This window comes from Sphingomonas sp., from assembly GCF_035714405.1.
In the GTDB taxonomy this organism is placed as follows: domain Bacteria; phylum Pseudomonadota; class Alphaproteobacteria; order Sphingomonadales; family Sphingomonadaceae; genus Sphingomonas.
Genome location: NZ_DASTMA010000018.1, coordinates 595,076 through 619,193, shown reverse-complemented (window position 1 = coordinate 619,193; position 24,118 = coordinate 595,076). Strand labels below are relative to the sequence as shown.

The window sequence follows — 24,118 nt, the reverse complement described above, 5'->3', positions numbered from 1 at the left end:
GTCAGAGCCGCGGGAGCTGATCCTCCGGATTGACCGGAGTGCGGCCCTTACGGAGTTCGAACAGTAGCGCGGGGCGCTCGATCGCGCCGGTCTCGCCCGACAGCGCCAACGTCTGGCCTTTCTTCACCGCCTGGCCGCGCTGGACGAGCAGCTTGGAGGCGTAGCCATAGACGCTGGTCCAATTGCTGCCGTGCTTGACGATCACCAGCCCGCCCAGTGACACGATGCCGGTACCGACATAGGCGACGACGCCGTCGGCGGCAGCGCGAATCGGCGTGTTCAGCGGCACCGCGATCGTCACGCCGTTGCGCCGCTCGCCCGTCTGCCCGGGGCCGAAGCGGCTGAGGAGGCGGCCTTGCACGGGCCATGCGAAGCCGCCGCCGGCAAAGCGGGCGGGCGGTGCCACCGCAGCCGTCGCGGGAAGCACCCGTGACGGGCCGGGGACGGCCCGCGACGGCCGCGCGTTGTTCGCCAGCGCGGGTTCGCCGCCGGTCAGGATATCGTCGATGTCGAGCCGGAACGCCGCCGCTCGTTGCGCGGCGCTGCTCAGCCCGGGTGCTGCGGGCGTAAGGTCGGGGATCAGCACGCGCTGGCCGGTGCGCAGAATGAAGGGATCGACCAGACCGTTCGTCTCGACCACGCGGCTCCACGGCACACCATAGGCGCGCGCGATGGCGATGCCGCTCTCGCCCGTGCGAACCAGGTGATAGCGGCCGCCGGGGATCGACAGCCGCTGGCCCTCGCGCACGGCATAAGGTGACGGCAGGTCGTTGGCGCGCGCGATTGCGTCGGCGCTCGCGCCGGTGCGGGCCGCGATGCGGTTGAGGGTGTCGCCCGCCGCGACGGTGTAGGTCAGGCTTGGCACGTCCTGAGCATCGGCGATCACCGGGCGCGATTCCCAGGCTGGCCGGGGCGCGGGGAGGGCGGTGACCTCCTCGTCGCCGCGTTGCGGCTGCCAGTCGCGCTCGCCGGGGGCGGGGTAGCGGTCGGCGCGCTCGTTGCGCTGCACCGGGAGCGGCGGGCGATCGTCGCTGCGGTCATCAAGGCTGGGTATGCACCCGGCCAGCGTCGCGAGACTTACCAGACCCAACAGCCGCATCGCGCTCTCCGTCATGCCGCCCCCTCGGTATAGCTCAGCAGAAGCTTTGCCGACATCCACGCTTGCCGCGCGCTGAACGAAGGATCGAACGAAGTCGCTCAAGCTTTGGCTGGCGCCGACCCGCGCGGCTCAAGCCGGTTCAGCCCGCCGAGATAGGGTTGCAACACGGTGGGCACGGCGACGCTGCCGTCCGCCTGCTGATAGTTCTCGATCACCGCCACCATTATGCGGCCGACGACCAGTCCGGAGCCGTTGAGCGTGTGCACGAAGCGTGTGCCCTTCTCCCCCTCCGCTCGATAACGCGCGTTCATGCGACGAGCCTGGAAGTCGGTGCAGGTGGAGCAGCTTGAAATCTCTCGATAGCGTCCTTGCCCCGGCAGCCAGACCTCGAGGTCAAAGGTGCGCGCGGCGGAAAAGCCCATATCGCCGGTACACAGTTTCATCCGGCGGAACGGCAGGTCGAGCCGGGTGAGTATGTCCTCGGCCGCCGCCGTCGTCCGCTCATGTTCGGCCTCTGACCGGTCGGGTGTGACAATGGAGACCATCTCCGCCTTTTCGAACTGATGCTGGCGGATAAAGCCACGCGTGTCGCGGCCCGCCGCGCCCGCTTCGGAACGGAAGCACGGGGTGAGCGCGGAGAACCGAAGCGGAAGTTGGTGCTCGCTGAGGATCTGCCCGGCGACGATGTTGGTAAGGCTCACTTCCGCGGTCGGGATCAGCCAGCGACCATCTGTCGTGCGGAACAAGTCTTCGGCGAATTTCGGAAGCTGTCCGGTCCCGAACATCGCCGCGTCGCGGACCAACAGCGGTGGGACGACTTCCTCGTAACCATGAGTGCGGGTCAGCGTGTCGAGCCCGAATTGACCAAGCGCACGGTTCAAGCGCGCGGCATGCCCGCGCACCAGCGTGAATCGCGTACCGGCGATAGCGACCCCGGTCTCGAAATCGAGGCCCAGCGCGGGCCCGAGCGCGTCGTGCTCCTTGATCGGGAAGTCGAACACGGGATGCCGACCGCGCTCGTGCACCAGCACGTTATCGTCCTCGCCGCCGCCATCCGGCACGTCCGCAGCGGGCAGATTGGGCAACGCGGCCAGCGCGGCGTCCAATTCGGCGCCGAGCCGCTGCTCCGCCGCCTCCAAGGTCGGTAGCCGTTCCTTTAGGTCCGCGACGTCGGCCATCAGCTGCTCGGCAGTGGCGTGATCCTTCTGCCCCTTGGCGCGGCCGATCGCCCTTGACAGCTCGTTACGCCTCGCCTGCACCGTCTGCGCCTCCGCGATCCGCCCGCGCCGCTGCTCGTCGAGGTCGACCAGCAGCGCCGAGTGCGGTGCCACGCCCCGTCGCGCCAGCGCGGCGTCGAAGGCGGCGGGATCGTCGCGGATCAGGCGGATGTCGTGCATCTCACAGGCTATGGAGGCGGGTCAAACCCCACGCAAGCCTGGCGCCGCAACCCTCCGCGCGCCGGGGGCGTTACCCTGTCGGAGCATCAACCAAAGGAGAACATAAAATGCAGGTTCCGCACGACACCTATGTGCTGGTCGCCGACGGGCGCAAGATGCTGTTCCTGCGCAACGACGGCGACGCGCAGGCGCTGAACCTCAAGGTCGAATTGGCGGAGGAGCATCCGAACCCCGCCGATCGGTTCCAAAAGACGGATGCTGCGGGCGGTGCGATGGGGACGCAGATGGGTGCGAGTGCGCCGGCTGCGGCGCAGACCGGCGGCATGACGGCCCATGGGTCGAGCACCGGCGGCGGCGGCCAGGGCGGCGCCTTCGCCCCATCGCGCGGCACGTTCGAGGAGACCGACTTCCACCAGCTGGAAGAGGATCGCTTCGCCGCCGAGGCGGCCGACATGCTGCGCAAACGGGCGCTCGCGCGCAAGTTCAGCAAGCTGATCGTGGTGGCCCCGCCCAAGACGCTGGGCGAGCTACGCAAGCATTACCACAAGGAGGTGGAATCGCGGCTGACCGGTGAGCTGGCCAAAGACCTGACCGGGCACACCATCCCCGACATCGAAAAGGCGCTGATGGCGGCGGGATAAGCAGGTCATCAGCGTCGAAGCGGTCACGGGAATGAGTGCCGTGACGGCGAAGTTCGGCTGAAGCGGAGCCCAGCCCGCTTCGCGCGTCTCGCTCGCAGCGTTGCTGCTCAGGGGCGCGCTACAGCAAGAAGGCCCGCCGTTCCCCCGAACGGCGGGCCTTCCGTCGTGCTTGGCCTGAAATCAGACCTGCGCGGACTTCGCGAGCCGCTTGCGCGCCACAAGGGCAGCGGCAGCGGCGCCGAACAGCAGCACCATCGGCGGTGCGGGCACCGGCGCCGGCGGGCCGCCGCTCGATCCGGTGCTGCCCGAGCTTCCCGAGGACGAGCTGGACGACGACGACGAGGAACTGGAGCTCGACGACGAGCTGCCCGACGAACCGTTGCTCCCGCCATTGCTGCCGCCGGTCGAGCCGCTGCTGGTCGAAGACGAACCGTTCGACGACCAGCCACCCGACGAGGACCAACCCTTGGACGAAGAACCATGGTCGTCCTTGCCGCCGCTGGACCCGTTCTGGTTCTGGTTCTGGTTCTGATTTTGGTTCTGGTTCTGATTTTGATTTTGGTTCTGATTTTGATTCTGCGACTGCTGGTTCGAGTTGTTGTTGGTGTTGTTGTTCGTCGCGTTGTTGTTGTTCGTCGAGCTGTTGTTCGACGAATTGTTATTGTTGCTGGTGTTCGAATTCGAGTTCGAGTTGTCCACGTCGACGATCGCGCCGCCGCTCGAGGACGAGGAACTGGTGGAGCCGCCGCTGGAGGTCGACGAGATCACGATGCTGCCGCTGGACCCGCCGCTGCCGCCGAAGCCGCCGCCGAAGCCGCCGCCGAACCCACCACCGCCGAAGAAGCCACCGCCGCCGATGACCGCCGGGACCGCGCCGCCGCCGCCGCCGATGAAGCCCTCGCCGATCGCGGCCGGGATCGGCACGGGCGGCGCGCTCGCCACCGTCACCATTGCGGGCGGGCAAGTCGTGGTCGTCGTCGTGGTGACGATCCGGCGCCGCGGCGCGCGCGAGGCGACCTCGGTGCGCTTGACGATCCGCTTGGCGACCTTGTGCTTCACGGTCTTCTGCTTGACCACCGCCGCGCGGGGCCGCTCGGCCACATGCACCGCGCCGCCGCCGATAACAGCGCCGCCACATGCACAGGCGCAAAGTTTTGCCAAAGCCATCCGGACCGACATGATCTTCTCTTCCCTGTTGCCGCGAGACGATTTGCGCCGGTTCGGCTCCATCGCAATGCGGGACTGCTAGGAAGGAAGGCCAAAACGAACCGTTAAGTGCAAGCGCGTTAACCACGATACTGTGGGGTCACCGCGTTTTCTGCGCCTCCGCGCGCCCAGTATCTGGCTTAACGTACCACGCTGGGACGGTTCGCGAGCGGGGCAGGCGGTCGAGATCGCCGGTGGTGCATTGTAGAGACAGTGGAAAAGCAAGTTGTTGATCTGTGTGAGCTCGCTTGTCGGGTGGTAAAGGCCTGACTATAGGCGCGCTCCAGGGGGCGGCCTGACGGGCGGTGGCGTGATCACCGCCAGCGGGCCGTTGGGAGAGCGAACATGGCTACTATGTTCAGTTGCGTTGATTCGAAGACCGATCTCATCGCTGCCAACGATGCCGAGCCGGGTTATCGCCCGTCACCGGACGAGCCGTTCATGAGCCTGCGTCAGCAGGCGTATTTCCGCTCCAAGCTGTTGCGATGGAAAGAAGGCATCCTGCGCGAGTCGCAGGACACGTTGAGCCAGCTGCAGGTGGACTCGCTGCGGGAGTCCGACTTGACCGACCGCGCGTCGAGCGAAACCGATTGGTCTATCGAGCTCCGTACCCGCGACCGCCAGCGAAAGCTGATCTGCAAGATCGACGCCGCGCTGCGCCGGATCGACGAGGGCGACTATGGCTATTGCGAGGTGTCGGGCGAGCCGATCAGCCTCGGCCGACTCGAGGCGCGGCCGATTGCCACCATGACCGTGGAGGCGCAGGAGCGTCACGAACGGCACGAAAAGGTCAGTCGCGAGGACTAAGCACCGACAGGCTTAGCGTTTCGCTAAGCTTCCGGCGTGTATGCCGCTCCTGCGAACAATCGAGAGCGGAACCGGGATTCGATGGACGGCAGCGGCGATTTATGAGGGACGATGCCGCCGCGGTCGATATCGCCACCAGCAAACGCGCCCGCAAGCGCGACAGCCTGTTCCTCTCCGCACGGCTGAGGATCGGTAGCAGCGACGTCGTCCACGAGGTGCGGGTGCGTAACCTGTCCTCCGGGGGGCTCATGGCCGAACTGGAGCAGGTGGTGGAGCCGGGCACCCCGGTCGCGCTGGAGATGCGTGGTTTGGGCGAGATGACCGGCAGCGTTGCGTGGTGGACCGAGGGGCGGCTCGGCATCGCGCTGGACCATCCGATCGACCCGGCTCGCGCGCGCAAGCCGGTGGGCGTCGGCAAGACCACGCCCGCGTTCGCAAAACCGTTGATGGTGCGGACGCGACGCTGACGCGCCGCGGCCGGATCGATCACAGGCCGGTCAGCTCTTCCTTCAACCGCAACTTCTGCTTCTTCAGGCTCGCCAGCACCGCGCCATCGGGCAGCGGCCGGTGCGTCTCCTCCGCGATCCGCCGATCGAGAACGGCGTGCTTGGTCTCCAGCGCTGCTTGGTGGGTCGTCGGCATGGCGGAAGGGTCTCCTGCTTGACGGTTAGGGGAAGCCAATAAACCACCAGCGGGGGTTAAAGTCGCGTTCCTTTTCGCGGCTTGCGACGACCTGAGTCGCTGAGTGCGACGACCCGTTTGCGCCGCCAGGCGGGGGCGCTATGGCGGCGGCGGGGTGGGGGGGTTGAGTGGACGAGGCACAGATCAGACAGCGGTTGGAGGCGGCGAAGACCGAGCACCGCAACCTCGACGCCGCAATCGCGGCATTGGCGCAGGCCGGGGCGCTCGACCAGCTCCAGATCGCGCGCGTGAAGAAGCGCAAGCTCCGTCTCAAGGATGAGATTTCTATGCTCGAAGACCAGTTGATCCCCGACATCATCGCCTGACGGCCCGCCGTGGGACGATGTTCCCGACGTCCCCTGCTGGCGAGCGGTTCGGGCTTGTGGCAGACAACAACCATGCACGCCGAAGCCCGCGATACCCGCCTTCACCGGCGCCTGATCGACTCGCTCCATGTGGAGGCTATGCTGCTGGCGGACGAGGCGCGAAGCTATTTCGAGGAGGTCGGTCGCATCGAGCGCGAAGCACTCGACCCGCTCGACCGTGTGAGCTTTTCCTGCGAGTCGCTGAAGGTGACGACCCGACTGATGCACGTCATCGCGTGGCTGCTGACCCAGCGCGCGGTCGATGCGGGCGAATTGCTGCCAAGCGACGCGCTGCACCCCTCGCGCCGGCTCGGCGACCCGCCCATGTCCGATCGTCGCGCGTTGGCGGTGCTGCCAGCTCGGGCCCAAACGCTGATCGAGACGAGCGCAGACCTCCATCGTCGCGTGGCTCGGCTCGACCTTGCGCAGGTACCTAGCATCGTTGGCGACAGCCCGGCGCGGTCAATGCAGGAGCGGCTCGCGCTCGCCTTCTAAAGGGCGAGCAGTCGCGCCTTCGCGGCGTCGTACTCGCGCTTGAGGCGCTGAATGCGGACCGCGACCGCCTCGATGCGGTCCACCGCGCCGATGCCCTGGCCGGAACCCCAGATGTCGCGCCAGGCCTTGGCTTTTGAACTGTTACCGCCGCCGAAGTTCATCGTCTTAAGGTCGCCCTCTGGCAAATTGTCGGGGTCGAGCCCGGCAGCCTCGATCGAGCCCCGCAGGTAATTGCCGTGGACGCCCGTGAACAGGTTTGAATAGACGATGTCGGCCGCGCGACCCTCGACGATGCCCTGCTTATAGCCTGGCTCCGCATTGGCCTCTTCGGTGGCGATGAAAGGCGAGCCGATATAGGCGAAATCCGCGCCCATCGCCTGTGCGGCCAGCACCGCGTCGCCGGTAGCGATCGAACCGGACAGCGCAAGCGGCCCGTCGAACCATTGGCGGATCTCCTGGATTAGCGCGAAGGGCGAAAGCCGACCGGCATGACCTCCAGCCCCGGCCGCGACCGCGATGAGTCCGTCCGCGCCCTTTTCGATTGCCTTGCGGGAGAAACGATCGTCGATGACGTCGTGCAGCGTGATGCCGCCCCAGCCGTGCACGGCGGTGTTCAGGTCCTCGCGCGCACCTAGCGACGTGATGACGATCGGCACCTGCCATTTGGCGCAGGTTTCCATGTCGGCTTCGAGCCGATCATTGGATTTGTGGACGATCTGATTGACCGCGAACGGGGCAGCCGGGCGGTCAGGATGATCGCGATTGTGCGCGGCCAGCTCCTCGGTGATGCGGTGCAGCCACTCGTCGAGCAACGTTTGCGGCCGCGCATTGAGGGCGGGGAAGGAGCCGACAATCCCCGCCTTGCATTGCGCGATCACCAGCTCCGGGCCCGAGATGATGAACAGGGGCGACCCGATCACGGGCAGCGCTAGGCGATCGAAAATGGCTGGAAGCATGACCGCGTTGTGTAACGCAACCGATCCGTCTGTCTAGCCGATGCGGCTGGCGACCAGCTCGTCCACGACCGCCGGGTCGGCCAGCGTCGACGTGTCGCCCAAGCCCTCGATCTCGCCTTCGGCGATCTTGCGCAGGATGCGGCGCATGATCTTGCCCGACCGCGTCTTGGGCAACGCGGGTGCGAACTGCAGCGCGTCCGGGGTCGCGATCGCCCCGATCTGCTCGCGCACCCAGGACCGCAGTTCGCCGCGCAGCTCCTCGCTCGCTTCCACGCCCGCGTTGAGCGTCACATAGGCGTAGATACCCTGACCTTTCACGTCGTGTGGCATGCCGACCACCGCGGCCTCGGCGACCTGCCGATGCAGCACCAGCGCCGACTCGATCTCCGCCGTGCCCATCCGGTGCCCCGAGACGTTGATGACGTCGTCGACCCGACCGGTGATCCAGTAATATCCGTCCTCATCCCGTCGGCAGCCGTCGCCGGTGAAGTATTTGCCTTCGTAGGTGGTAAAATAGGTCTGGAAGAACCGGTCGGGGTCACCCCAGACCCCGCGCATCTGACCGGGCCAGCTCTGGCTGATGACGAGGTTGCCGATCGCCGCTTTGGTCAGCACGTCGCCCTGTTCGTCGACGATCTGGGGCACCACGCCGGGCAGCGGCCGGGTCGCCGATCCTGGCTTGAGCGGGGTCGCGCCTGGGAGCGGGGCGATCATCGCGGCACCGGTCTCGGTCTGCCACCAGGTGTCGATCACGGGGCAACGTCCCTCGCCCACCACCGCATGATACCAGCGCCACGCCTCCGGGTTGATCGGCTCCCCGACCGTGCCCAGCAGTTTCAGCGAGGCACGGCTGGTCGCCTGAACCGGCGCATCGCCTTCCTTCATCAGCGCGCGCAGCGCGGTCGGCGCGGTGAAGACGGTATGGACCTGATGGCGATCGACGATCTGCCAGATGCGGCTGGCGTCCGGCCAATTCGGCAGGCCTTCGTACATCAGCGTCGTCGCACCGTTCGCGAGCGGGCCGTAGAGGATGTAGCTGTGCCCGGTCACCCAACCGATATCGGCGGCGCACCACCAGACGTCGCCAGGTCGATAGTCGAAGCACCATTCGTGCGTGCAGGCGGCCCAGAGCAGATAGCCGGCGGTGGTGTGCATCACCCCCTTGGGCTTGCCGGTGGAGCCACTGGTGTAGAGGATGAAGAGAGGGTCTTCGGCGGCCATCGGCTCGGGCGGGCAGTCGTCGGCCACGTCGGCGGCGGCCTCGTGATACCAGCGGTCGCGCGGATGGATCGGCACGGCTGCGCCGGTCGCGCGGACCACGATCACGCGCTCAATGTCGACCCGCTCCGCCGCCGCGTCGACATTCGCCTTGAGCGGAATGCGCTTGCCGCCGCGACGGCCCTCGTCGGCGGTCACGACGATCCTCGAGCCGCAATCCTCCATCCGCCCGGCCAGCGCTTCCGGAGAGAACCCCCCGAATACAACCGAGTGGATCGCACCGATCCTGGCGCAGGCGAGCACCGCAAAGGCTGCCTCCGGGATCATGGGCAGGTAGATCGTCACCCGATCGCCCTTGGCTACGCCCTGTCCTTTGAGGACGTTGGCAAAGCGGCACACCTCGCGGTGGAGCTCCCGATAGGTGAAGCGGCGAGGCTCCTCCGTCGGCTCGTCCGGCTCCCAGATCAGGGCGACCGCATCGCCACGCGCAAGGAGGTGACGGTCAAGGCAGTTGGCGGAGGCATTGAGCACCCCATCCTCAAACCATCGGATGTGGAAGTCCTGCCGGCCGAACGACCAGTCGCCCGCGATGATCGGCGGCCGCAACCATTGCAACCGCTCCGCCTGCGTCAGCCAGAACGCGCCCGGATTGCTGACCGACCGCTCGTACAACCGCGCATACTCGGCCTCATCGACCCGCGCGTCGGCGGCCCAAGCGGCAGGGACCGAAAAGGTCTGATCAATCATCTAAAGCCTCGGGCATCATGACGACGGCGAGGGTAACGGTTGGCAGGCGGTGGGGGAAGCAGAGGGGATCGCTTGACCTTCATCTGCTAACATCAAGCGATGAAAGCCATGATCTTTGCTTTGATCGTGCTCCTAGGGATCGACCTGATCGCCTATGAAGGCGTTCATGTTCAGGATCTGTGGGCCACCCTGGCCAGCTTCGGCCGAGGCGTCGGCGCCTGGGTGTTCTACACCGGCTGAACAATGGTGGACGCACTTGGGCTCGAACCAAGGACCCGCTGATTAAGAGTCAGCTGCTCTACCAACTGAGCTATGCGTCCATGATCGATCGGGAGCGCCGCTCCCGCGATCGGAAGCGGGCCGTTAGCATCGGGCGCGCCGTGTGCAAACTCTTTTTACAAGCCGCCGCGCCGACCCGCGCGCCGGTTCTGGCGATCGATCGACATCAGGATACCGAGGCACAGCATCACCGTCATCGAGGCCGAGCCGCCGAAGCTGACCAGCGGCAGTGGGATACCGACCACCGGCGCCAAGCCCATCACCATCGCGAGATTGATCGCCACATAGAAGAAGATCGTCGTCGCCAGCCCGGCCGCCGTCAGCCGGGCGAAACGGCTTTCGGCGCGCTGGCCGACATCCAGCCCCCAGCGGATAACGAGAATAAAGGCGAGGATCAGCAGACAGCCGCCGATCAGTCCCCATTCCTCCGCCATGGTCGCGAAGACAAAGTCGGTATGGCCCTCCGGCAGATAGTCGAGATGGCTCTGAGTGCCGTTGAGATAGCCCTTGCCCCAGACGCCGCCCGAGCCGATCGCAATCTTGGACTGGCTGATGTGATAACCCGTCCCGAGCGGATCGCTCTCGGGGTCCATGAAGATCAGGATGCGGTTGCGCTGATAGTCGTGCAGCAGGAAGTTGATCGCCAACGGCGCGGCGACCGCGACCGAGAGCGCGCCGCCCGCGAACAGCCGTAACGGAATGCCCGCCAGGAACATCACGGTGGCACCACCCGCCCCGATCATCAGCGCGGTGCCGAGGTCGGGCTGGGTCATCACCAGCACGAAGGGCAGGCCGATCAGCACCGCCGAGGGCCAGATTGCCCCCCAGCGGCGGATCTCGTTGGGCGGCAGCATGTCGTAGAAGCGCGCGACCGCGAGCACGATGGCGGGCTTCATCAGCTCCGATGGCTGTATCCGGATGAAGCCTAGGTCGAGCCAGCGCTGGCTGCCACCCTTGACGGCGCCCAGCAACTCGACGCCGATCAGCGCGATCAGGATGCCGGCATAAACCGGCCAGGCGCCGGCTTTCCACCAGCTCTCCGGCACACGCGAAGCGACGATGGCGCCGCCGAGGAATACGACCAGCTTGATGCCTTGCGACAGCGCCCAGGGTCGCAGGCTCCCGCCGGCGGCCGAATACAGCACCACCAGGCCGAAGCCGCCGATGGCAAGGACCAGCAGGATGATCCTCCAAGGCAGCTGCGCCAATGGCTCCGGGACGAGGCCCACGCCCCTCATGGCGCCACATCCGCCGCACCGGGGGCGGATGCGTTGCGCTCGGTCGCCTCGACCAGGTTGCTGGCGGCGGCGGTCGACGCGTTCTCGGCCGCTCCGGCGGGGTCCACCGGAACCGGCGGGGCAGGGGCGGCCTGCGCGATCCGCCACGCCTCCGACTTCGCGGCCATCCGGGTTGCGATGTCGCCGCCCCAGCCGGTCTCCAGCGCCGCGAGGCGCTTGGTCGCCTGGTCGCGGTCGAACAGCCAAGTCAGCACGTCCTTGGCCACAGGCGCGCCCGCGCGTGCGCCGCCGAGGCCGTGTTCGACGACCACCGAGGCGGCATAGCGGGGGTTCTCGACGGGCGCGAAACAGACGAACAGGCCGTGGTCGCGGTACTTCCACTCGCCGCCCTGGCCGCGAAACCGGTCCTTGATGCGGCGGACCTGCGCGGTGCCGGTCTTGCCGCCCATGCGGATGCCGTCGAGCAGCAGCCGCGAGGCGCCAGCGGTGCCGTGACCGTTGACCACCTCGTCCATGCCAGCGCGGACGATCGCGAGATGTTCGGTTGGGAAGGGCAGCGGCTGGAATGTGCGGGGCGCGCCGTAGAGCAGCACCGGGTCAACCTTAAGCCCGGACGCGACCCGTGCAGCCGAGAGCGCGAGTTGAAACGGACTGACGAGCACATACCCCTGACCGATCGCGGCGTTGAGCGTATCGGCCTGCGTCCATTCCTGCTTGTAGCGGCGCAGCTTCCACGCCTCGTCGGGAATGGTGCCATAACGTTGCGACGGGAAGGGCAGCTCGTGCTCGGCACCGAAGCCGAGCGCGCGCGCGGCGACTGCGATGCGGTTGATCCCGACCTCGCGCCCGACGGTGTAGAAATAGGTGTTGCAGCTGCGCGCGATGGCCGTGTGCATCGTCATCGGCCCGTGGCTGGCAAGACAGCCGAAACGGCGGTTACCGAGGCGATAGCCGCCGCTGCAATAGATCACGCGCGCCGGATCGACCCCGCCCGCCAACGCCGCCAACGCGGTCGCGGGCTTGAAGGTCGACCCCGGCGGATACAGCCCCTGCAGCGTCTTGTTCATCAGCGGCAGATGGTCGTCCTCCGACAGCATACGCCACTCGCCGCGGCTGATCCCGTCCGAGAACATGTTGGGGTCGTAGGCCGGCATCGAGACCATCGCCAGGATGTGCCCGGTGCGGCAGTCGAAAACAGTGACCGAACCCGACTCCTCGCCCAGCCGTCGTGCTGCATATTCCTGCAAGCCGGCGTCGATGGTCAGGCGCTGGCTGGCGCCCGGCCGATCGGGCCGGGTCGCGAGCTCGGCGACCAGCTTGCCGCGGGCGGTCACCTCCACGCGCTTGGCTCCGGGCTGGCCGCGGAGCTTGGCTTCGAGCGTTTTCTCCAGCCCGTCTTTGCCGAGCTTGAAACCGGGGGTGACGAACAGGGGGTCCTTGGTTGCCTTGTACTGCTCGGCATTGGCGGCGCCGACATAACCGGTGAGGTGCGCGACCGCCGCGCCGGCGGGATAGGCGCGGGAGAAGCCCCGCGACGGCGCCACGCCCGGCAGCTCGGGCTGTCGCAGCGACACCGCCGCATAGCGTTCCCAGCCGATATTCTCCGCCACTTGCACCGGCTGGAAGCCGGTAGCCTGTTTCAGATCGGTTCTGATCTGGTCGACATCCTCGGGCAGCAGTCCCAGCAGTCGCGACAGCGACTGCAGCACGCGCTCGGGATCTTCCAATCGCTCCGGAATGATGTCGACGCGAAAGTCGGTTCGGTTGTTGGCGATGGCGGCGCCGTTGCGATCGACGATCCATCCGCGTCGCGGCGGGATCAGCGTCGTGTTGACGCGATTGCTTTCCGCCAAATCATTGTAGCGCTGGTTCTCCGCGATCGCGAGCCAGCCCATCCGCGTCGCCAGCAACGCGCCGATGCCCGCCTGCGCGGTGCCGAGCAGCCAGGCGCGCCTCGAGAAGCTGTACGCCTGCGTGGCGGCAGTGACGATGCGGTCGTTGCGCATCATGCCGCCGACCGCTTGATGTCGGCCCAGGCGACCACTCGCGTCGCGACCGGGAACAGCAGCGCTGCGGCGATGCCTTGCAGCAGCATGGTGGTATCAACATGCGCGCCGAGCGGCACCGCGATCACACGGCCGCCGATCACACAGAACGCGATCAGCCCGGTCGCGATCACCCAGTCCTGCCAATAGTCGCGAAACGCCAGCCGCTGCTCGATCAGCTCGATCAGAAGGAATGCCAAGCTCCACAGCAGTACCGCGGAGCCGAGAGGCTGGCCGCTGACGAGGTCGTCAAACAGACCCAGCGGCGCGGCTGCCCAGCGGCGAAGCGCGTGCTGGTTGAGCAGCCGCCAAGCGAGCAGCACCAGCAGCCCGAACGGCGGCAGCAGCGGCACCGTCGCGACGATCGGCAAAGCGGTCAGGAGAGACCCGGTGATCACGGTCAGCCACGGCAGCGCCCGGACCGGCGGGCTCGGCGGCGGCGGCGCCAGCGGCGCGGAGCGGGTATCGCTCATTGCCGCGGCGGCAGCATGGGCGTGAAGGGCTTCTCGACCAGCGCGTAGTCGAGCCCGTCGGGATGCGCGAAGGGACGAGCAAGGGCGCTATCAACCCCCGCCGTCTCCACTCGCGCGACATAGGTTCCCGGCGCATAGATGCCCCCGGTGCCGGTCGTCACGAACACGTCGCCCGCGCCGAAGCGGACGTTGGTGGTGACCGATCGGATGTCGACCGCGCCGTCGCCTCGCCCTGCCGCGATCGCCGGCAGGCCGTCGCGAGTGCGGCGGACGGGTACCAGGCTCTCGGCGTCGGTGATGAGCAGGACACGGGCGACCGCCGGCCCAGTCTCCACGACGCGACCGACCAGGCCCTCGGGGCCGAGCACCGGCATGCCGGGGAGGACGCCCGCGAGACGGCCGGCATTCAGCTGCGCGAAACGCCTGCCGGACGAGCCGGTGGAGCTGACCAATCGAGCCGTGGTCACCGGCTCGGCCGAGCGATCGCGCAGCTGCAACAGTGCACGAAACCGGCGGTTGTCGTAATGAATGACGCGTGCGCGGCTGAGCAGTTGGCGGTTGCGGGCGATCTCCGCCTTCAGCGCCCGGTTCTCTGCCCGGACCGCGAAATGGTCTGTGATCGAACCGGGGACACCGGCGAAGAAGCCGACCACGGCGTTCAGGCCCGACGACACCGGCGTGGTGACGCTCGCCGTTGCCATACGCAGCGCCGAGAAGGCGGGCGGGTTGAAGGTGGACAGCACCAGCAGCACCGCGCCGGTCAGCGCGCCCGCGATCGCCAGCACATAGCCCGCGAACACGCCATATTGCCGGCGACGCGAGAAGCCGATCCGCCGGTCCGGGGCGCGGCCGACCATCAGCCGTCCTCGCAGGCACCCGGACGCGGGCGGGCGCCCATGTTCGGGAGGCTGAAAGAGGTGAGGGCGGGCATTCGCTGTCGGCCGTTTCGCAACTGGGCTCCGGCGCTTACCGGAAAACTACTGACACCAGGTTAGCCGGTCAACAGCACGCCTCGGAACATCGGATCTTCCAGCGCACGGCCGGTGCCGAGCGCGACGCAAGTCAACGGGTCCTCCGCAACGGTAACCGGCAGCCCAGTCTCGTCGCGCAGCACCTCGTCCAGCCCCTCCAGCAGCGCGCCGCCGCCGGTCAGGACGATGCCCTGGTCGACAATATCGGCCGCGAGTTCCGGCGCGGTGTTCTCAAGCGCCACACGCACGCCCTCGACAATCGTCGCCACGGGCTCGCTCAGCGCTTCGGCGATCTGCCCCTGGTTGATCTGTATCTCCTTGGGCACGCCGTTGACGAGGTCGCGGCCCTTGATGTGAATCACCTGGCCGATCCCGTCGGCAGGCGGCCGGGCTATCCCGACCTCCATTTTGATCCGCTCGGCGGTCGCTTCGCCGATCAGCAAATTGTGGTTGCGCCGAATATAGGAGACGATCGCCTCGTCCATCTTGTCGCCGCCTACGCGTACGCTCGTGGTGTAGGCGAGCCCGCGCAGCGAGAGGACCGCAACCTCGGTCGTGCCCCCGCCGATGTCGACCACCATAGACCCGATCGGCTCAGTTACCGGCATGTCGGCGCCGATCGCGGCGGCCATCGGCTCCTCGATCAGGAAGACTTGGCTGGCGCCGGCGTTGGACGCCGCGTCGCGGATCGCGCGGCGTTCCACCTTGGTCGAGCCGGACGGTACGCAGATCACGATCTCCGGCCAGCGCGCGAAGCGGCGGGGGCCGTGCACCTTGCGGATGAAGTGCTTGATCATCTCCTCGGCGATGTCGATGTCGGCGATGACGCCGTCGCGCAACGGCCGGATCGCCTCGATCGAGCCCGGAGTCTTGCCCATCATCAGCTTGGCGTCGTCGCCGACCGCCTTGACCCGCTTGACGCCGTTGATCGTCTCGACCGCCACCACCGATGGCTCGTTGAGGACGATGCCGCGCCCCCGCACATAGACCACCGTGTTGGCGGTGCCGAGGTCGATGGCCATGTCGTGAGACATGATCTTGAAGAATCGAGAAAAGGGATTGGCCAAGATCTGATCCGATGAAACGGGCGTTCGCATCCCCCGCCCACCGCCGGTTCGGGTGTGCGCCTCGTCAACGGGGTCGCGGGATGAGGCCGATTGGGCTAGGGCTTGCCCTGTGTCAATACGCCGCCTGCCCGAGCATCTGGTCAATCGCATTGCGGCGGGCGAAGTGGTGGAAAGACCCGCCAGCGCGTTGAAGGAGCTGGTGGAAAACGCGCTCGATGCCGGCGCGACTCGCGTGGCCATTGTGCTGGCGAACGGAGGCATCGACCGACTGGAGGTTGCCGACGACGGTTGCGGCATGACCGCCGCCGACATGGCGCTGGCGCTGGAGCGTCATGCGACCTCAAAGCTGCCCGATGAGGCTATCGAGGCGGTCTGTACCCTCGGGTTCCGGGGCGAGGCGCTGCCCTCCATCGCCAGCGTCGCGCGGCTGACGGTCGAAAGCCGCGTCTTAGGGGGCGAGGGCTGGCGCCGTGTCGTCGACAACGGCCATGTGGTCGCGGACGGCCCCGCCGCCGTTCCGCCTGGAACCCGCATCGTCGTCGAGGCGCTGTTCGCCCGCGTCCCGGCACGGCGCAAGTTCCTGCGCTCCGGCCGCTCCGAATATGCCGCCTGCCTCGACGCCGTGCGTCGCTTGGCGATGGCACGGTCGGAGGTCGCCTTCTCGGTCGAGCATGACGGGCGCCGCGTGTTGACCGTTCCGGGCGTGCAGGATCGCCCCGCGCGCGTCGCGGCGCTCACCGACCGCGCGCTGGCCGACAACGCGGTGCCCATCGACTTGGCGCGCGAAACCATGCTGCTCGGCGGCGTCGCCAGCCTGCCGACCTTCAACCGGGGCGTCGCGGATCACCAGTATCTGTTCGTCAACGGCCGTCCGGTGAAGGACCGGCTGCTGCTCGGCGCGATCCGCGGTGCCTATGCGGAGATGCTGCCGCGCGACCGTCACGCGGTGGTGGCGTTGTTCCTCGACATGGCGCCGGGCGACGTCGACGTGAACGTCCATCCGGCCAAGACCGAGGTCCGCTTCCGCGATCCGCCGCTGGTGCGCGGGCTGGTGGTCTCCGGCCTGCGCCGCGCACTGGATGAGGCGGGCCATCGCAGCGTCCAGCGGCCGACGGTCGATGTGACGGCCCTGTTCCGGAGCGAAACCGCGCCGTACTCCCAGGAGGGCCGTTCGGAGCAGGAGGCGGCGCGTTACGGGACGCTCGTCCGTGAGGCGCGCCCGACCTTCTTCACCCCGCCGCCACAGGCGCGAGCGGAGCGGGCGGTCGAGCCGCCGCCCTCCAGCGCCGCCCACCCGCTCGGCGTCGCGCGTGGGCAGGTGGCGAAGACCTATATCGTCGCGGAAGCGGAGGACGGGCTCGTCCTGATCGATCAGCACGCCGCCCACGAACGCCTGGTGCTGGAGCGGATGCGCGCGGCGATGGCAGGCGGAGTCGTGCCGTCGCAGGCGTTGTTGATTCCCGAGGTGATCGAGCTGGACGAACCCGCCTGCGACCGACTGGAGGCACGCGCCGCCGAACTGGCGCAGTTCGGGCTGGAGATCGAGCGTTTCGGCTCGCGCGCGGTACTGGTCCGCGCCACACCGGCGCTGCTCGGCGGCGGCGACCCGGCCGGGTTGGTCACGGACCTGGCCGATGAACTGGCCGCCTTTGACGAGGCGCTATCCTTGCGGGAGCGGCTCGACCATGTCGCGGCGACGATGGCATGTCACGGATCGGTGCGCGCGGGCAGGGTGCTCGCGGTCGCCGAGATGAACGCGCTGCTCCGCGAGATGGAGGTGACGCCGCGGTCGGGCCAATGTAACCACGGCCGCCCGACCTGGGTCAAGCTGGCGCATGGGGATATCGAGAAGCTGTTCGGCCGACGTTGAGCGGCCCGCCGCTAACGCCCCAGCGCCTCCAGATGCGCGCGCTCCGCTTCGGGGATCATCCCTTCCAGCACTGCCCAATAGCCACTGACGGCCTGTTGCCCCGCCCGCGCATAGGCGGCGGCGACGCGCTGCCTCGCTGTTTCGAACAACTCGCTTTCCAGCTTCGCGCCGGCGGCCGTCAACCGCAGCAGCCGCTGGCGGCGGTCGCGTTCGCCCGCGCGGGTCTCGACCAGCGAGCGGTCCGTCAATTCGGTCAGGACTCGACCCAGCGACTGCTTGGTGATCGCCAGCAGCGCCAGCAGTTCGCTGACGGTCAAGTCGGGCTTGCGCGCGATGAAATACAGCGCGCGGTGATGCGCGCGTCCCAGCCCGTGCGCGGCAAGGTCGGCATCGCTCGATCGGGTCAGATGCCCATAAGCGAAATACAGCATCTCCATGCCGCGCCGCAACTCGGGCTCCCGGAGGAACAAGGGGGACGCGGAAGGAGCCGTGGCAGCCACGTTGACCCGTCTAGCGACCGGTCCTAGTCGGCGGCAACCCTTCTTCTGCCAAGGTCCGCCGCCGATGCTCGCGCCCGCCCCGCCGCTATTCCGCCTCGACGCGCATCCAGGTCCGATCGCAGCTGACGAGCGGGCGGTGCTGATCGCGGACCCTGGTTTCGGCCGGGTCTTCACCGATCACATGGCGGTGGTGAACTATTCGACGGCGCAGGGATGGCACGACGCGCGGGTGGTCGCCCGCGCGCCGCTGACGGTCGATCCGGCCTGCGCGGTGCTTCACTACGCGCAGGAAATCTTCGAGGGGCTGAAGGCTTATCGCCTGCACGATGGCGGCTTCGCGATGTTCAGGCCCGAGGCGAATGCGCGCCGGTTCCGCGATTCCGCCCGCCGGATGGCGATGCCGGAGCTGCCTGAAGACCTGTTCATGGCCTCGCTGGAGGCGCTGGTCGCGGCCGACCTGGACTGGATGCCGGATGGTCCGGAGGGCGCCTTGTACCTGCGGCCATTCATGATCGCGAGCGAGACGTTCCTGGGCGTCAAGCCCGCGAGCGAGTACCTGTACATGGTGATCGCGTCCGCCGCCGGGTCTTACTGGAAGGGCGGCACCCGGCCGATCTCGCTCTGGGTGTCGCACAGCTATACGCGTGCAGCCCCGGGCGGCACCGGTGCTGCGAAATGCGGCGGCAACTATGCGACCAGCCTGGTGGCGCAGGCGGAGGCGACCGCGCGGGGCTGCGATCAGGTGGTGTTCCTCGACGCGGCGGAGCGACGCTGGATCGAGGAACTGGGCGGCATGAACATCTTCTTCGTCGGCGCCGACGGCTCGCTGCTGACGCCGCCGCTGACCGGTACCATCCTGCCCGGCATCACCCGGGATTCGCTGGTCCGGCTCGCCCGTGACGAGGGTATGACCGTGCGCGAGGAGCCCTATGCGATCGAACAATGGCGCGCGGACGCGGAAAGCGGCGCCTGTGTCGAGGCGTTCGCCTGCGGCACCGCGGCGGTGGTGACCCCGATCGGGCGCGTGGCGGGACCGGACTATGGCTTCCAGATCGGCGACGGTCAGACCGGGCCGGTCACCGCCCGCCTGCTCGAACGCCTGACCGCGATCCAGCGTGGTCGCACTGACGACCCGCATGGCTGGGGCCACCCGCTGGGCTGAAAGGGGTTCCCGCCCACGCGGGCGCTGCTATAGCGCCGCCGGTCGTTGGGGCGTCGCCAAGTGGTAAGGCAGCGGCTTTTGGTGCCGCCATTCGCAGGTTCGAATCCTGCCGCCCCAGCCAGTCCACGCCGGTCGGGCGATCGACCCGGCCGTACGACATCGCCATCTGTCCCACCGCTACCGCCAACCTGAAAGCTAGAGCGCTCGGCAGCGGCCCTGAACAGGAGGGACAAGACGGCAAATGATGGCACCCCACCGCTGCAGCACGCCTCGCTTGCGCTATGTTGACCGTTCCTGACGACGGACCTACCTCGCTGCGCATCGTGCAGCAGCTACAGCATTTAGAACTCACCTCACCGACCGCGCACGTCGTCGTGTTGGTGGAGGACGATCCTGCTCTCCGCACGCTCACGACCCGCGCCTTGCAGGAGAACGGCTTCGTCGTTCGTCCGGCGTCCGCGGCGCCAGAGATGTGGCTGGCGCTGGAACAGGGCCCGGTCGATCTGGTGCTGCTCGACATCATGCTGCCCGGCACGGACGGCCTGGCATTATGTCGCGCACTGCGCCGCGGCAGCGATGTCCCGATCATCTTCATGAGCGCTCGCGGCACCGAGACGGACCGCGTGGTTGGGCTGGAGCTGGGGGCCGACGATTACCTGCCCAAGCCGTTCGGGACGCGGGAACTGGTAGCGCGGGTTCGGGCGGTGTTGCGCCGGCCCCCACTTGAGCGACAGGAAGGTCCGCGCGAACGGGGCGTCGTCACCTTTGACGGCTGGACGCTTAACCTGCCGCGTCGGGAGCTCACGTCTCCGGACGGTGCTTATGTGGAGCTGACCGGCGCCGAATTCGACCTTCTCGTCGCCTTGGTTGACCATCACGGTCGGGTGATCGCTCGCGAGCGTCTGATCGAGCTGTCGCGGACGCGGCTAGGCGACAGCTCCGACCGCAGCGTTGACGTGCTGATCAGTCGGCTGCGGCGGAAGCTGAGCAGTGCTGGCCACCCGGCACCGGTCGTCACGGTGCGGGGCGTGGGCTATATGCTGAAGGCGCCGGTGCAGCGATCTTGAAGGGGCTGCATCCCGGTTTCGGGCTGGTCGGTCAACTGGTCGCGATCCTGCTGATGACGGTGCTGGTCGAGTTCGGGGTCAGCACCCTCCTCTACGAACGGGCAAGCCAGTTCTCCGTGCGCGACGACGAAGCGCGACGGCTGGCCGAACATCTGACGATCAGTCGGCGGCTCGTCGCGGAACAGCCGTCCGTGAGCCGCCCTGCGGCCGCTGCCGAACTGTCGACGGATCGCTATGCCTTGGTTTGGAGACCGGGCCTCCCCGCCGCCGCTCCCTTGGCGCCGTCGATGGACGGTATGCGCCGTCAGATCCTCGATTGGGAACCGTCACTCAGAGGCTCGGACCTCCGGCTGCATGTGGTGTCGCCGGGGCATCGTTCGAGAGTCGCCGGCGGGCTACGCCTTCCGGACCGCTCTTGGCTGCATTTTCAGACGTTGCAGCCGGTGGTCGGCCTCAACCTCGCCACCGAGCGGGTGCTGCTGGCGCTGTTTCCGGCGCTGGCCTTGATGGCCGTCGGCGGACTGCTGATGCGTCGCGCGCTGATGCCTCTGCGCGATCTCGCTGCTGCCGCCGACCGCCTCGGTGACGGCAGCGGCGAAGGAGCGCATGTGCCCGAAGCCGGGCCCGGCGAGGTGTCGCGCGTCATCGCCGCGTTTAATCGCATGCACGACCGGATCCACGCATTGATCGACGATCGAACGCATGCGTTGGCCGCTGTCGGTCATGATTTCCGCACTCCGCTCGCCCGGTTACGGCTACGTGCGGAGGGGATCACGGATCCCGCCCGCCGCGATGCGATCGAGGCCGATATCGGTGAGATGGAGGGCATGATCGATTCGCTGCTCGTTTACCTCGGCGGTGGCGAGGAAGCGGAAGCGCCCACCGTTATCGATGTGGCAGTGATCTGCACGACGCTGGTGGACGATGCCGCCGATCACGGGCGAAAGGTCGCATATAAAGGACCAGAGCACCTGCCGCTCCGGATCAGGCGATCGTCGATGAAGCGGTGCTTGGGCAACCTCGTCAACAATGCGCTGCGTTTCGGATCGGAGGTGTCAGTGACGCTGACCAGCAGCCCGGGCCGCGTCCGCATAGCGGTCGCCGACAACGGGCCGGGGATCGGGCAGGCGATGCTCGGCAAGGTCTTGGAGCCGTTCGTTCGCGGAACGCCCGAGCGCGGGCGCGACACCGCTGGGTTCGGCTTGGGGTTGTCGATCGTCGCCCGGCTGGTCGAGTTGGAGGGGGGCAGGCTGACGCTGGCCAACCGGGCGGGCGGTGGCCTCGAGGCCGCGATCGAGCTGCCGGTTGGAGTCAGCAACACTTTATAACAATTTTGCGGCGTTGCAGCAAAAGAGAGTTCCTAGTTGGCTGTCCGTCGGCACGCCCGTGCCGCGTCAACAGGAGCTTGTCCCGTGAACGAACTGATCGGACGTGTTTTCGATTTCCAGTCGCGTGTCTTCCCGGACCAGAGCGCGCTGTACGCGCAGCTTGCGCAGCACGGCCAGTCACCCAAAGCCTTGATGATTTCTTGCGCAGACAGCCGCGTCGTGCCCGAGGATATCCTTCAGGCCGCGCCCGGCGACCTGTTCGTCTGTCGCAACGCCGGTAACATCGTGCCGGCCTTCGCCACCCAGAATGGTGGCGTGTCCTCCACCGTCGAATATGCCGTCGCCGCCTTGGGTGTACGGGACATCATCGTCTGCGGTCATTCCGACTGCGGCGCGATGAAGGCGTTGATGAACCCTTCGATGCTGACCGGCATGCCAAACGTCGCCGCCTGGCTGCGCCACAGCCACGCCGCGCAATGCGTGGTCGATGCCTCTTATCCCGATCTCGAGGGTGCGGACGCCGTCCGGGCCGCGGCGCAGGAGAATGTGGTGGTGCAGCTTTCGCACCTGCGAACGCACCCCTCGGTCGCCGCCGGCATCGCGCGCGGCGAGATCGCGCTGCACGGTTGGTTCTTCGACATCCAGCAGGGTTGCGTGCTTGCTCTGGACGGCGAGAGTGGGCGTTTCATGCCGATCCGCGAGGGCAGCCCGATGCCCGTCGCCCTCGCCGCCGGCCGACGCCGGGCCTTTGACCTTCAAGGGGACGAGGTGGCGGCATGACCCGGTTCATCCCGGCCACCTTCTCGCGCGACGCGATCGCGTCCGTCGTCGTGTTCCTGGTCGCGATGCCGTTGTGCATGGGCATCGCGGTCGCGTCCGGTGTGCCGCCGGAAAAGGGTCTGATCACCGGCATCATCGGTGGTCTCGTGGTCGGCGCCTTGGCCGGCTCGCCGCTGCAGGTCAGCGGTCCCGCGGCAGGCCTTGCCGTGATCGTGTTCGAGCTGGTGCGCGACAAGGGGCTTAGCGCGCTGGGCCCCATCCTGCTGCTGGCCGGCCTGGTCCAGCTCGCCGCCGGCGTGCTCAAGCTCGGGGGCTGGTTCCGCGCCATCTCGCCGGCGGTGGTGCACGGCATGCTGGCGGGCATCGGCGTGTTGATCGTCGTGGGCCAGTTCCACGTCCTGTTCGACGCGCGTCCGCTGCCGAGCGGGCCCGAGAACCTGGTCGCGATGCCGGGCCGCCTGCTCGGGATCTCCATGTCGAGCATCGAGGCGGCGGAACTCGCCTTTGCGATTGGCCTGCTGACGATCCTGACGATGGTGGGGTGGGAGCGCTTCCGGCCCGCCGCGCTGAAGCTGGTGCCCGGCGCCCTGGTCGCGGTGGTGGCGAGCACGCTGGTCGCGGTCGCGCTGGGCCTGAACGTGACCCGTGTGGACGTGCCGGAATCGATCGCAAGCGCAGTGGTGCTGCCGGGATCTGGCTTCTTCGGAGCCTGGCTCGACCCGTCGATCGTCCTTGGGGCGCTGGCGCTCGCCTTCATCGCCTCGGCGGAGACGCTGTTGTCAGCCGCTGCGGTCGACCGGATGCATGATGGCGTGCGGACGGACTACAACAAGGAACTGCGCGCGCAGGGCGTCGGCAACATGCTGTGCGGCGTGGCCGGCGCGTTGCCGATGACGGGGGTGATCGTGCGCAGTTCCGCCAACGTGCAGGCAGGTGCGGTGACCCGGGCGTCCGCGATGCTGCACGGCGTCTGGATCCTGGGTTTCGTGGCGTTGCTACCGTGGGTGCTGAAGGCGATCCCGATGGCGTCGCTGGCCGCGGTCCTGGTCATCACCGGCTGGCGGCTGGTGAGCCTCTCCCATGTCCGTCGACTTTTCCGCGGCTATGGCCTGCTGCCGGTCGCAATCTGGGCGGCGACCCTGACGATGGTGGTCGCGACCGACTTGTTGACCGGCGTGCTGGTCGGCATCGCGTTGTCAGCATTGGAGCTTCTGCCGCATTTGAAGCGGCTCGGCCTCAAGATCGACACGCACAACGACGAGGCAGGCCAGGCGATCCATCTGGATGGTGCCGCGACCTTCCTGACCCTGCCGCGCCTGACCGCCGCGATCGAGAGCGCGCCGACCGCAACACCCGTGCGCCTCGATCTCACGCGCGTGGCGACGATGGACCACACCGTCGCGGAGATGTTGCGCGACTGGCTCGGACGCCGGCGTGGCAGCGGGCTGCCGGTCGAGATGAGCGGTGCTTCACCGAAGGTTGCAGCGATGCTGACCTAAGACCGTCGCGGGAGAAGAACGTCCCTCCCTTCATCCGGAGCATACAAGCAGACTGTCTCCGAACGAGGCAGTCTGCTTTGCCTTGGGAAGGTGCTCGGTCCGGAACCCTGGGTGAGCACACGGCTGCAAGATCGCTGGCCTCAATCCTTTGTCAGGTGAGCCCCTGATTGCATGCGGCGGTTTGCTGCGTCATGAACCTCCAACCGGCCGTCGGTTGACAGCGCGGC

Annotated in this window: 25 protein-coding genes and 2 tRNA genes; 15 read left to right on the top strand and 12 right to left on the bottom strand. The window is 67.6% G+C overall.

The window, feature by feature from the left end:
• Position 1: 1 nt before the first annotated feature.
• Complete coding sequence (locus tag VFQ64_RS09865) at positions 2-1,114, bottom strand: M23 family metallopeptidase (RefSeq protein WP_325103111.1); 1,113 nt, start codon at positions 1,112-1,114, stop codon at positions 2-4.
• A gap of 83 nt (positions 1,115-1,197) precedes the next feature.
• The gene (serS, locus tag VFQ64_RS09860) at positions 1,198-2,496 is read right to left on the bottom strand and encodes a serine--tRNA ligase (protein WP_325103110.1); all 1,299 of its coding nucleotides are present in this window, start codon (positions 2,494-2,496) and stop codon (positions 1,198-1,200) included.
• A 107-nt stretch (positions 2,497-2,603) separates the two neighbouring features.
• Between serS and VFQ64_RS09855 the strand changes: the two genes are divergently transcribed.
• The 5 genes from VFQ64_RS09855 (at position 2,604) to VFQ64_RS09835 (ending at position 5,617) form a co-directional block, all read left to right on the top strand.
• Complete coding sequence (locus VFQ64_RS09855) at positions 2,604-3,137, top strand: host attachment family protein (RefSeq protein ID WP_325103109.1); 534 nt, start codon at positions 2,604-2,606, stop codon at positions 3,135-3,137.
• A gap of 208 nt (positions 3,138-3,345) precedes the next feature.
• Entirely contained in the window at positions 3,346-3,669 is a 324-nt protein-coding gene (locus VFQ64_RS09850; RefSeq protein ID WP_325103108.1) for a hypothetical protein, read from the top strand.
• 69 nt (positions 3,670-3,738) lie between these two features.
• On the top strand, positions 3,739-4,386 hold the full coding sequence (locus VFQ64_RS09845) for a hypothetical protein (protein WP_325103107.1): 648 nt from the start codon (positions 3,739-3,741) through the stop codon (positions 4,384-4,386).
• Positions 4,387-4,697: 311 nt separating this feature from the next.
• Entirely contained in the window at positions 4,698-5,150 is a 453-nt protein-coding gene (gene dksA, locus VFQ64_RS09840) for an RNA polymerase-binding protein DksA (RefSeq protein ID WP_414712892.1), read from the top strand.
• A gap of 101 nt (positions 5,151-5,251) precedes the next feature.
• Positions 5,252-5,617 carry a PilZ domain-containing protein gene (locus tag VFQ64_RS09835; protein ID WP_325103105.1) on the top strand — a complete coding sequence of 122 codons (366 nt, stop codon included), beginning with the start codon at positions 5,252-5,254 and terminating at the stop codon, positions 5,615-5,617.
• Between the two features lie 19 nt (positions 5,618-5,636).
• Here the strand turns inward: VFQ64_RS09835 and VFQ64_RS09830 are convergent, their stop codons facing one another.
• Positions 5,637-5,792 carry a YdcH family protein gene (locus VFQ64_RS09830; protein WP_325103104.1) on the bottom strand — a complete coding sequence of 52 codons (156 nt, stop codon included), beginning with the start codon at positions 5,790-5,792 and terminating at the stop codon, positions 5,637-5,639.
• 167 nt (positions 5,793-5,959) lie between these two features.
• Between VFQ64_RS09830 and VFQ64_RS09825 the strand changes: the two genes are divergently transcribed.
• Positions 5,960-6,157 carry a YdcH family protein gene (locus VFQ64_RS09825; protein WP_325103103.1) on the top strand — a complete coding sequence of 66 codons (198 nt, stop codon included), beginning with the start codon at positions 5,960-5,962 and terminating at the stop codon, positions 6,155-6,157.
• 72 nt (positions 6,158-6,229) lie between these two features.
• Positions 6,230-6,691 (top strand): DUF1465 family protein, encoded by a 462-nt coding sequence (locus VFQ64_RS09820; RefSeq protein ID WP_325103102.1) that lies wholly within the window; start codon positions 6,230-6,232, stop codon positions 6,689-6,691.
• Here the strand turns inward: VFQ64_RS09820 and VFQ64_RS09815 are convergent.
• A complete protein-coding gene (locus tag VFQ64_RS09815; protein WP_325103101.1) occupies positions 6,688-7,647 on the bottom strand; it encodes a nitronate monooxygenase family protein in 960 nt (319 codons plus the stop codon). The genes VFQ64_RS09820 and VFQ64_RS09815 overlap by 4 nt on opposite strands.
• Positions 7,648-7,680: 33 nt before the next feature.
• Positions 7,681-9,612: an acetate--CoA ligase gene (acs, locus tag VFQ64_RS09810; RefSeq protein ID WP_325103100.1), complete on the bottom strand. Its 1,932-nt coding sequence runs from the start codon at positions 9,610-9,612 to the stop codon at positions 7,681-7,683.
• Positions 9,613-9,711: 99 nt separating this feature from the next.
• Here acs and VFQ64_RS09805 point away from each other — a divergent pair, with 99 nt between their 5' ends.
• Positions 9,712-9,852, top strand: a complete 141-nt coding sequence (locus VFQ64_RS09805; RefSeq protein WP_325103099.1) for a hypothetical protein — start codon at positions 9,712-9,714, stop codon at positions 9,850-9,852.
• Positions 9,853-9,856: 4 nt separating this feature from the next.
• Here the strand turns inward: VFQ64_RS09805 and VFQ64_RS09800 are convergent.
• From VFQ64_RS09800 to VFQ64_RS09775, 6 genes are all read right to left on the bottom strand, one after another.
• A tRNA-Lys gene (locus VFQ64_RS09800) sits at positions 9,857-9,932 on the bottom strand.
• Positions 9,933-10,007: 75 nt separating this feature from the next.
• Positions 10,008-11,129, bottom strand: a complete 1,122-nt coding sequence (gene rodA, locus VFQ64_RS09795) for a rod shape-determining protein RodA (RefSeq protein ID WP_325103098.1) — start codon at positions 11,127-11,129, stop codon at positions 10,008-10,010.
• Positions 11,126-13,138, bottom strand: coding sequence for a penicillin-binding protein 2 (mrdA, locus tag VFQ64_RS09790; protein WP_325103097.1), 2,013 nt, complete (start codon positions 13,136-13,138; stop codon positions 11,126-11,128). The genes rodA and mrdA overlap by 4 nt, the downstream gene beginning before the upstream one ends.
• Entirely contained in the window at positions 13,135-13,647 is a 513-nt protein-coding gene (gene mreD / locus VFQ64_RS09785; protein WP_325103096.1) for a rod shape-determining protein MreD, read from the bottom strand. Before mreD ends, mrdA begins: the two co-directional genes overlap by 4 nt.
• Positions 13,644-14,504 carry a rod shape-determining protein MreC gene (gene mreC / locus VFQ64_RS09780; protein WP_325103095.1) on the bottom strand — a complete coding sequence of 287 codons (861 nt, stop codon included), beginning with the start codon at positions 14,502-14,504 and terminating at the stop codon, positions 13,644-13,646. The genes mreD and mreC overlap by 4 nt, the downstream gene beginning before the upstream one ends.
• 134 nt (positions 14,505-14,638) lie before the next feature.
• Positions 14,639-15,715 (bottom strand): rod shape-determining protein, encoded by a 1,077-nt coding sequence (locus VFQ64_RS09775; RefSeq protein WP_414712887.1) that lies wholly within the window; start codon positions 15,713-15,715, stop codon positions 14,639-14,641.
• 79 nt (positions 15,716-15,794) lie between these two features.
• Between VFQ64_RS09775 and mutL the strand changes: the two genes are divergently transcribed.
• On the top strand, positions 15,795-17,555 hold the full coding sequence (gene mutL / locus VFQ64_RS09770) for a DNA mismatch repair endonuclease MutL (RefSeq protein ID WP_325103093.1): 1,761 nt from the start codon (positions 15,795-15,797) through the stop codon (positions 17,553-17,555).
• Positions 17,556-17,566: 11 nt separating this feature from the next.
• On the opposite strand, the gene VFQ64_RS09765 is transcribed toward mutL, so the two are convergent.
• Positions 17,567-18,055: a MarR family transcriptional regulator gene (locus tag VFQ64_RS09765; RefSeq protein ID WP_414712886.1), complete on the bottom strand. Its 489-nt coding sequence runs from the start codon at positions 18,053-18,055 to the stop codon at positions 17,567-17,569.
• A 64-nt stretch (positions 18,056-18,119) separates the two neighbouring features.
• Between VFQ64_RS09765 and VFQ64_RS09760 the strand changes: the two genes are divergently transcribed.
• The 6 genes from VFQ64_RS09760 to VFQ64_RS09735 all read left to right on the top strand — a co-directional run bounded on the left by VFQ64_RS09760 (position 18,120) and on the right by VFQ64_RS09735 (position 23,891).
• Entirely contained in the window at positions 18,120-19,217 is a 1,098-nt protein-coding gene (locus VFQ64_RS09760) for a branched-chain amino acid aminotransferase (RefSeq protein ID WP_325103092.1), read from the top strand.
• A 46-nt stretch (positions 19,218-19,263) separates the two neighbouring features.
• Positions 19,264-19,338, top strand: a tRNA-Gln gene (locus tag VFQ64_RS09755).
• A gap of 163 nt (positions 19,339-19,501) precedes the next feature.
• Entirely contained in the window at positions 19,502-20,284 is a 783-nt protein-coding gene (locus VFQ64_RS09750) for a response regulator (RefSeq protein WP_414712891.1), read from the top strand.
• Positions 20,281-21,612 carry an ATP-binding protein gene (locus VFQ64_RS09745; protein WP_325103090.1) on the top strand — a complete coding sequence of 444 codons (1,332 nt, stop codon included), beginning with the start codon at positions 20,281-20,283 and terminating at the stop codon, positions 21,610-21,612. The genes VFQ64_RS09750 and VFQ64_RS09745 overlap by 4 nt, the downstream gene beginning before the upstream one ends.
• Before the next feature lie 84 nt (positions 21,613-21,696).
• Positions 21,697-22,392, top strand: a complete 696-nt coding sequence (locus VFQ64_RS09740; protein WP_325103089.1) for a carbonic anhydrase — start codon at positions 21,697-21,699, stop codon at positions 22,390-22,392.
• The gene (locus tag VFQ64_RS09735) at positions 22,389-23,891 is read left to right on the top strand and encodes a SulP family inorganic anion transporter (protein ID WP_325103088.1); all 1,503 of its coding nucleotides are present in this window, start codon (positions 22,389-22,391) and stop codon (positions 23,889-23,891) included. The genes VFQ64_RS09740 and VFQ64_RS09735 overlap by 4 nt, the downstream gene beginning before the upstream one ends.
• Positions 23,892-24,118 lie beyond the last annotated feature (227 nt).

What these genes read in the sequence shown, in the direction of transcription:
- VFQ64_RS09760 (WP_325103092.1), top strand. Translation starts at nt 18,120, where the DNA reads ATGCTCGCGCCCGCCCCGCCGCTATTCCGCCTCGACGCGCATCCAGGT.
- mreD (WP_325103096.1), bottom strand. Translation starts at nt 13,647, where the DNA reads ATGAGCGATACCCGCTCCGCGCCGCTGGCGCCGCCGCCGCCGAGCCCG.
- VFQ64_RS09775 (WP_414712887.1), bottom strand. Translation starts at nt 15,715, where the DNA reads ATGCGAACGCCCGTTTCATCGGATCAGATCTTGGCCAATCCCTTTTCT.
- acs (WP_325103100.1), bottom strand. Translation starts at nt 9,612, where the DNA reads ATGATTGATCAGACCTTTTCGGTCCCTGCCGCTTGGGCCGCCGACGCG.
- rodA (WP_325103098.1), bottom strand. Translation starts at nt 11,129, where the DNA reads ATGAGGGGCGTGGGCCTCGTCCCGGAGCCATTGGCGCAGCTGCCTTGG.
- VFQ64_RS09735 (WP_325103088.1), top strand. Translation starts at nt 22,389, where the DNA reads ATGACCCGGTTCATCCCGGCCACCTTCTCGCGCGACGCGATCGCGTCC.
- VFQ64_RS09820 (WP_325103102.1), top strand. Translation starts at nt 6,230, where the DNA reads ATGCACGCCGAAGCCCGCGATACCCGCCTTCACCGGCGCCTGATCGAC.
- serS (WP_325103110.1), bottom strand. Translation starts at nt 2,496, where the DNA reads ATGCACGACATCCGCCTGATCCGCGACGATCCCGCCGCCTTCGACGCC.
- mreC (WP_325103095.1), bottom strand. Translation starts at nt 14,504, where the DNA reads ATGGTCGGCCGCGCCCCGGACCGGCGGATCGGCTTCTCGCGTCGCCGG.
- VFQ64_RS09855 (WP_325103109.1), top strand. Translation starts at nt 2,604, where the DNA reads ATGCAGGTTCCGCACGACACCTATGTGCTGGTCGCCGACGGGCGCAAG.
- dksA (WP_414712892.1), top strand. Translation starts at nt 4,698, where the DNA reads ATGTTCAGTTGCGTTGATTCGAAGACCGATCTCATCGCTGCCAACGAT.
- VFQ64_RS09815 (WP_325103101.1), bottom strand. Translation starts at nt 7,647, where the DNA reads ATGCTTCCAGCCATTTTCGATCGCCTAGCGCTGCCCGTGATCGGGTCG.
- VFQ64_RS09830 (WP_325103104.1), bottom strand. Translation starts at nt 5,792, where the DNA reads ATGCCGACGACCCACCAAGCAGCGCTGGAGACCAAGCACGCCGTTCTC.
- VFQ64_RS09835 (WP_325103105.1), top strand. Translation starts at nt 5,252, where the DNA reads ATGAGGGACGATGCCGCCGCGGTCGATATCGCCACCAGCAAACGCGCC.
- VFQ64_RS09865 (WP_325103111.1), bottom strand. Translation starts at nt 1,114, where the DNA reads ATGACGGAGAGCGCGATGCGGCTGTTGGGTCTGGTAAGTCTCGCGACG.
- mrdA (WP_325103097.1), bottom strand. Translation starts at nt 13,138, where the DNA reads ATGATGCGCAACGACCGCATCGTCACTGCCGCCACGCAGGCGTACAGC.
- VFQ64_RS09805 (WP_325103099.1), top strand. Translation starts at nt 9,712, where the DNA reads ATGAAAGCCATGATCTTTGCTTTGATCGTGCTCCTAGGGATCGACCTG.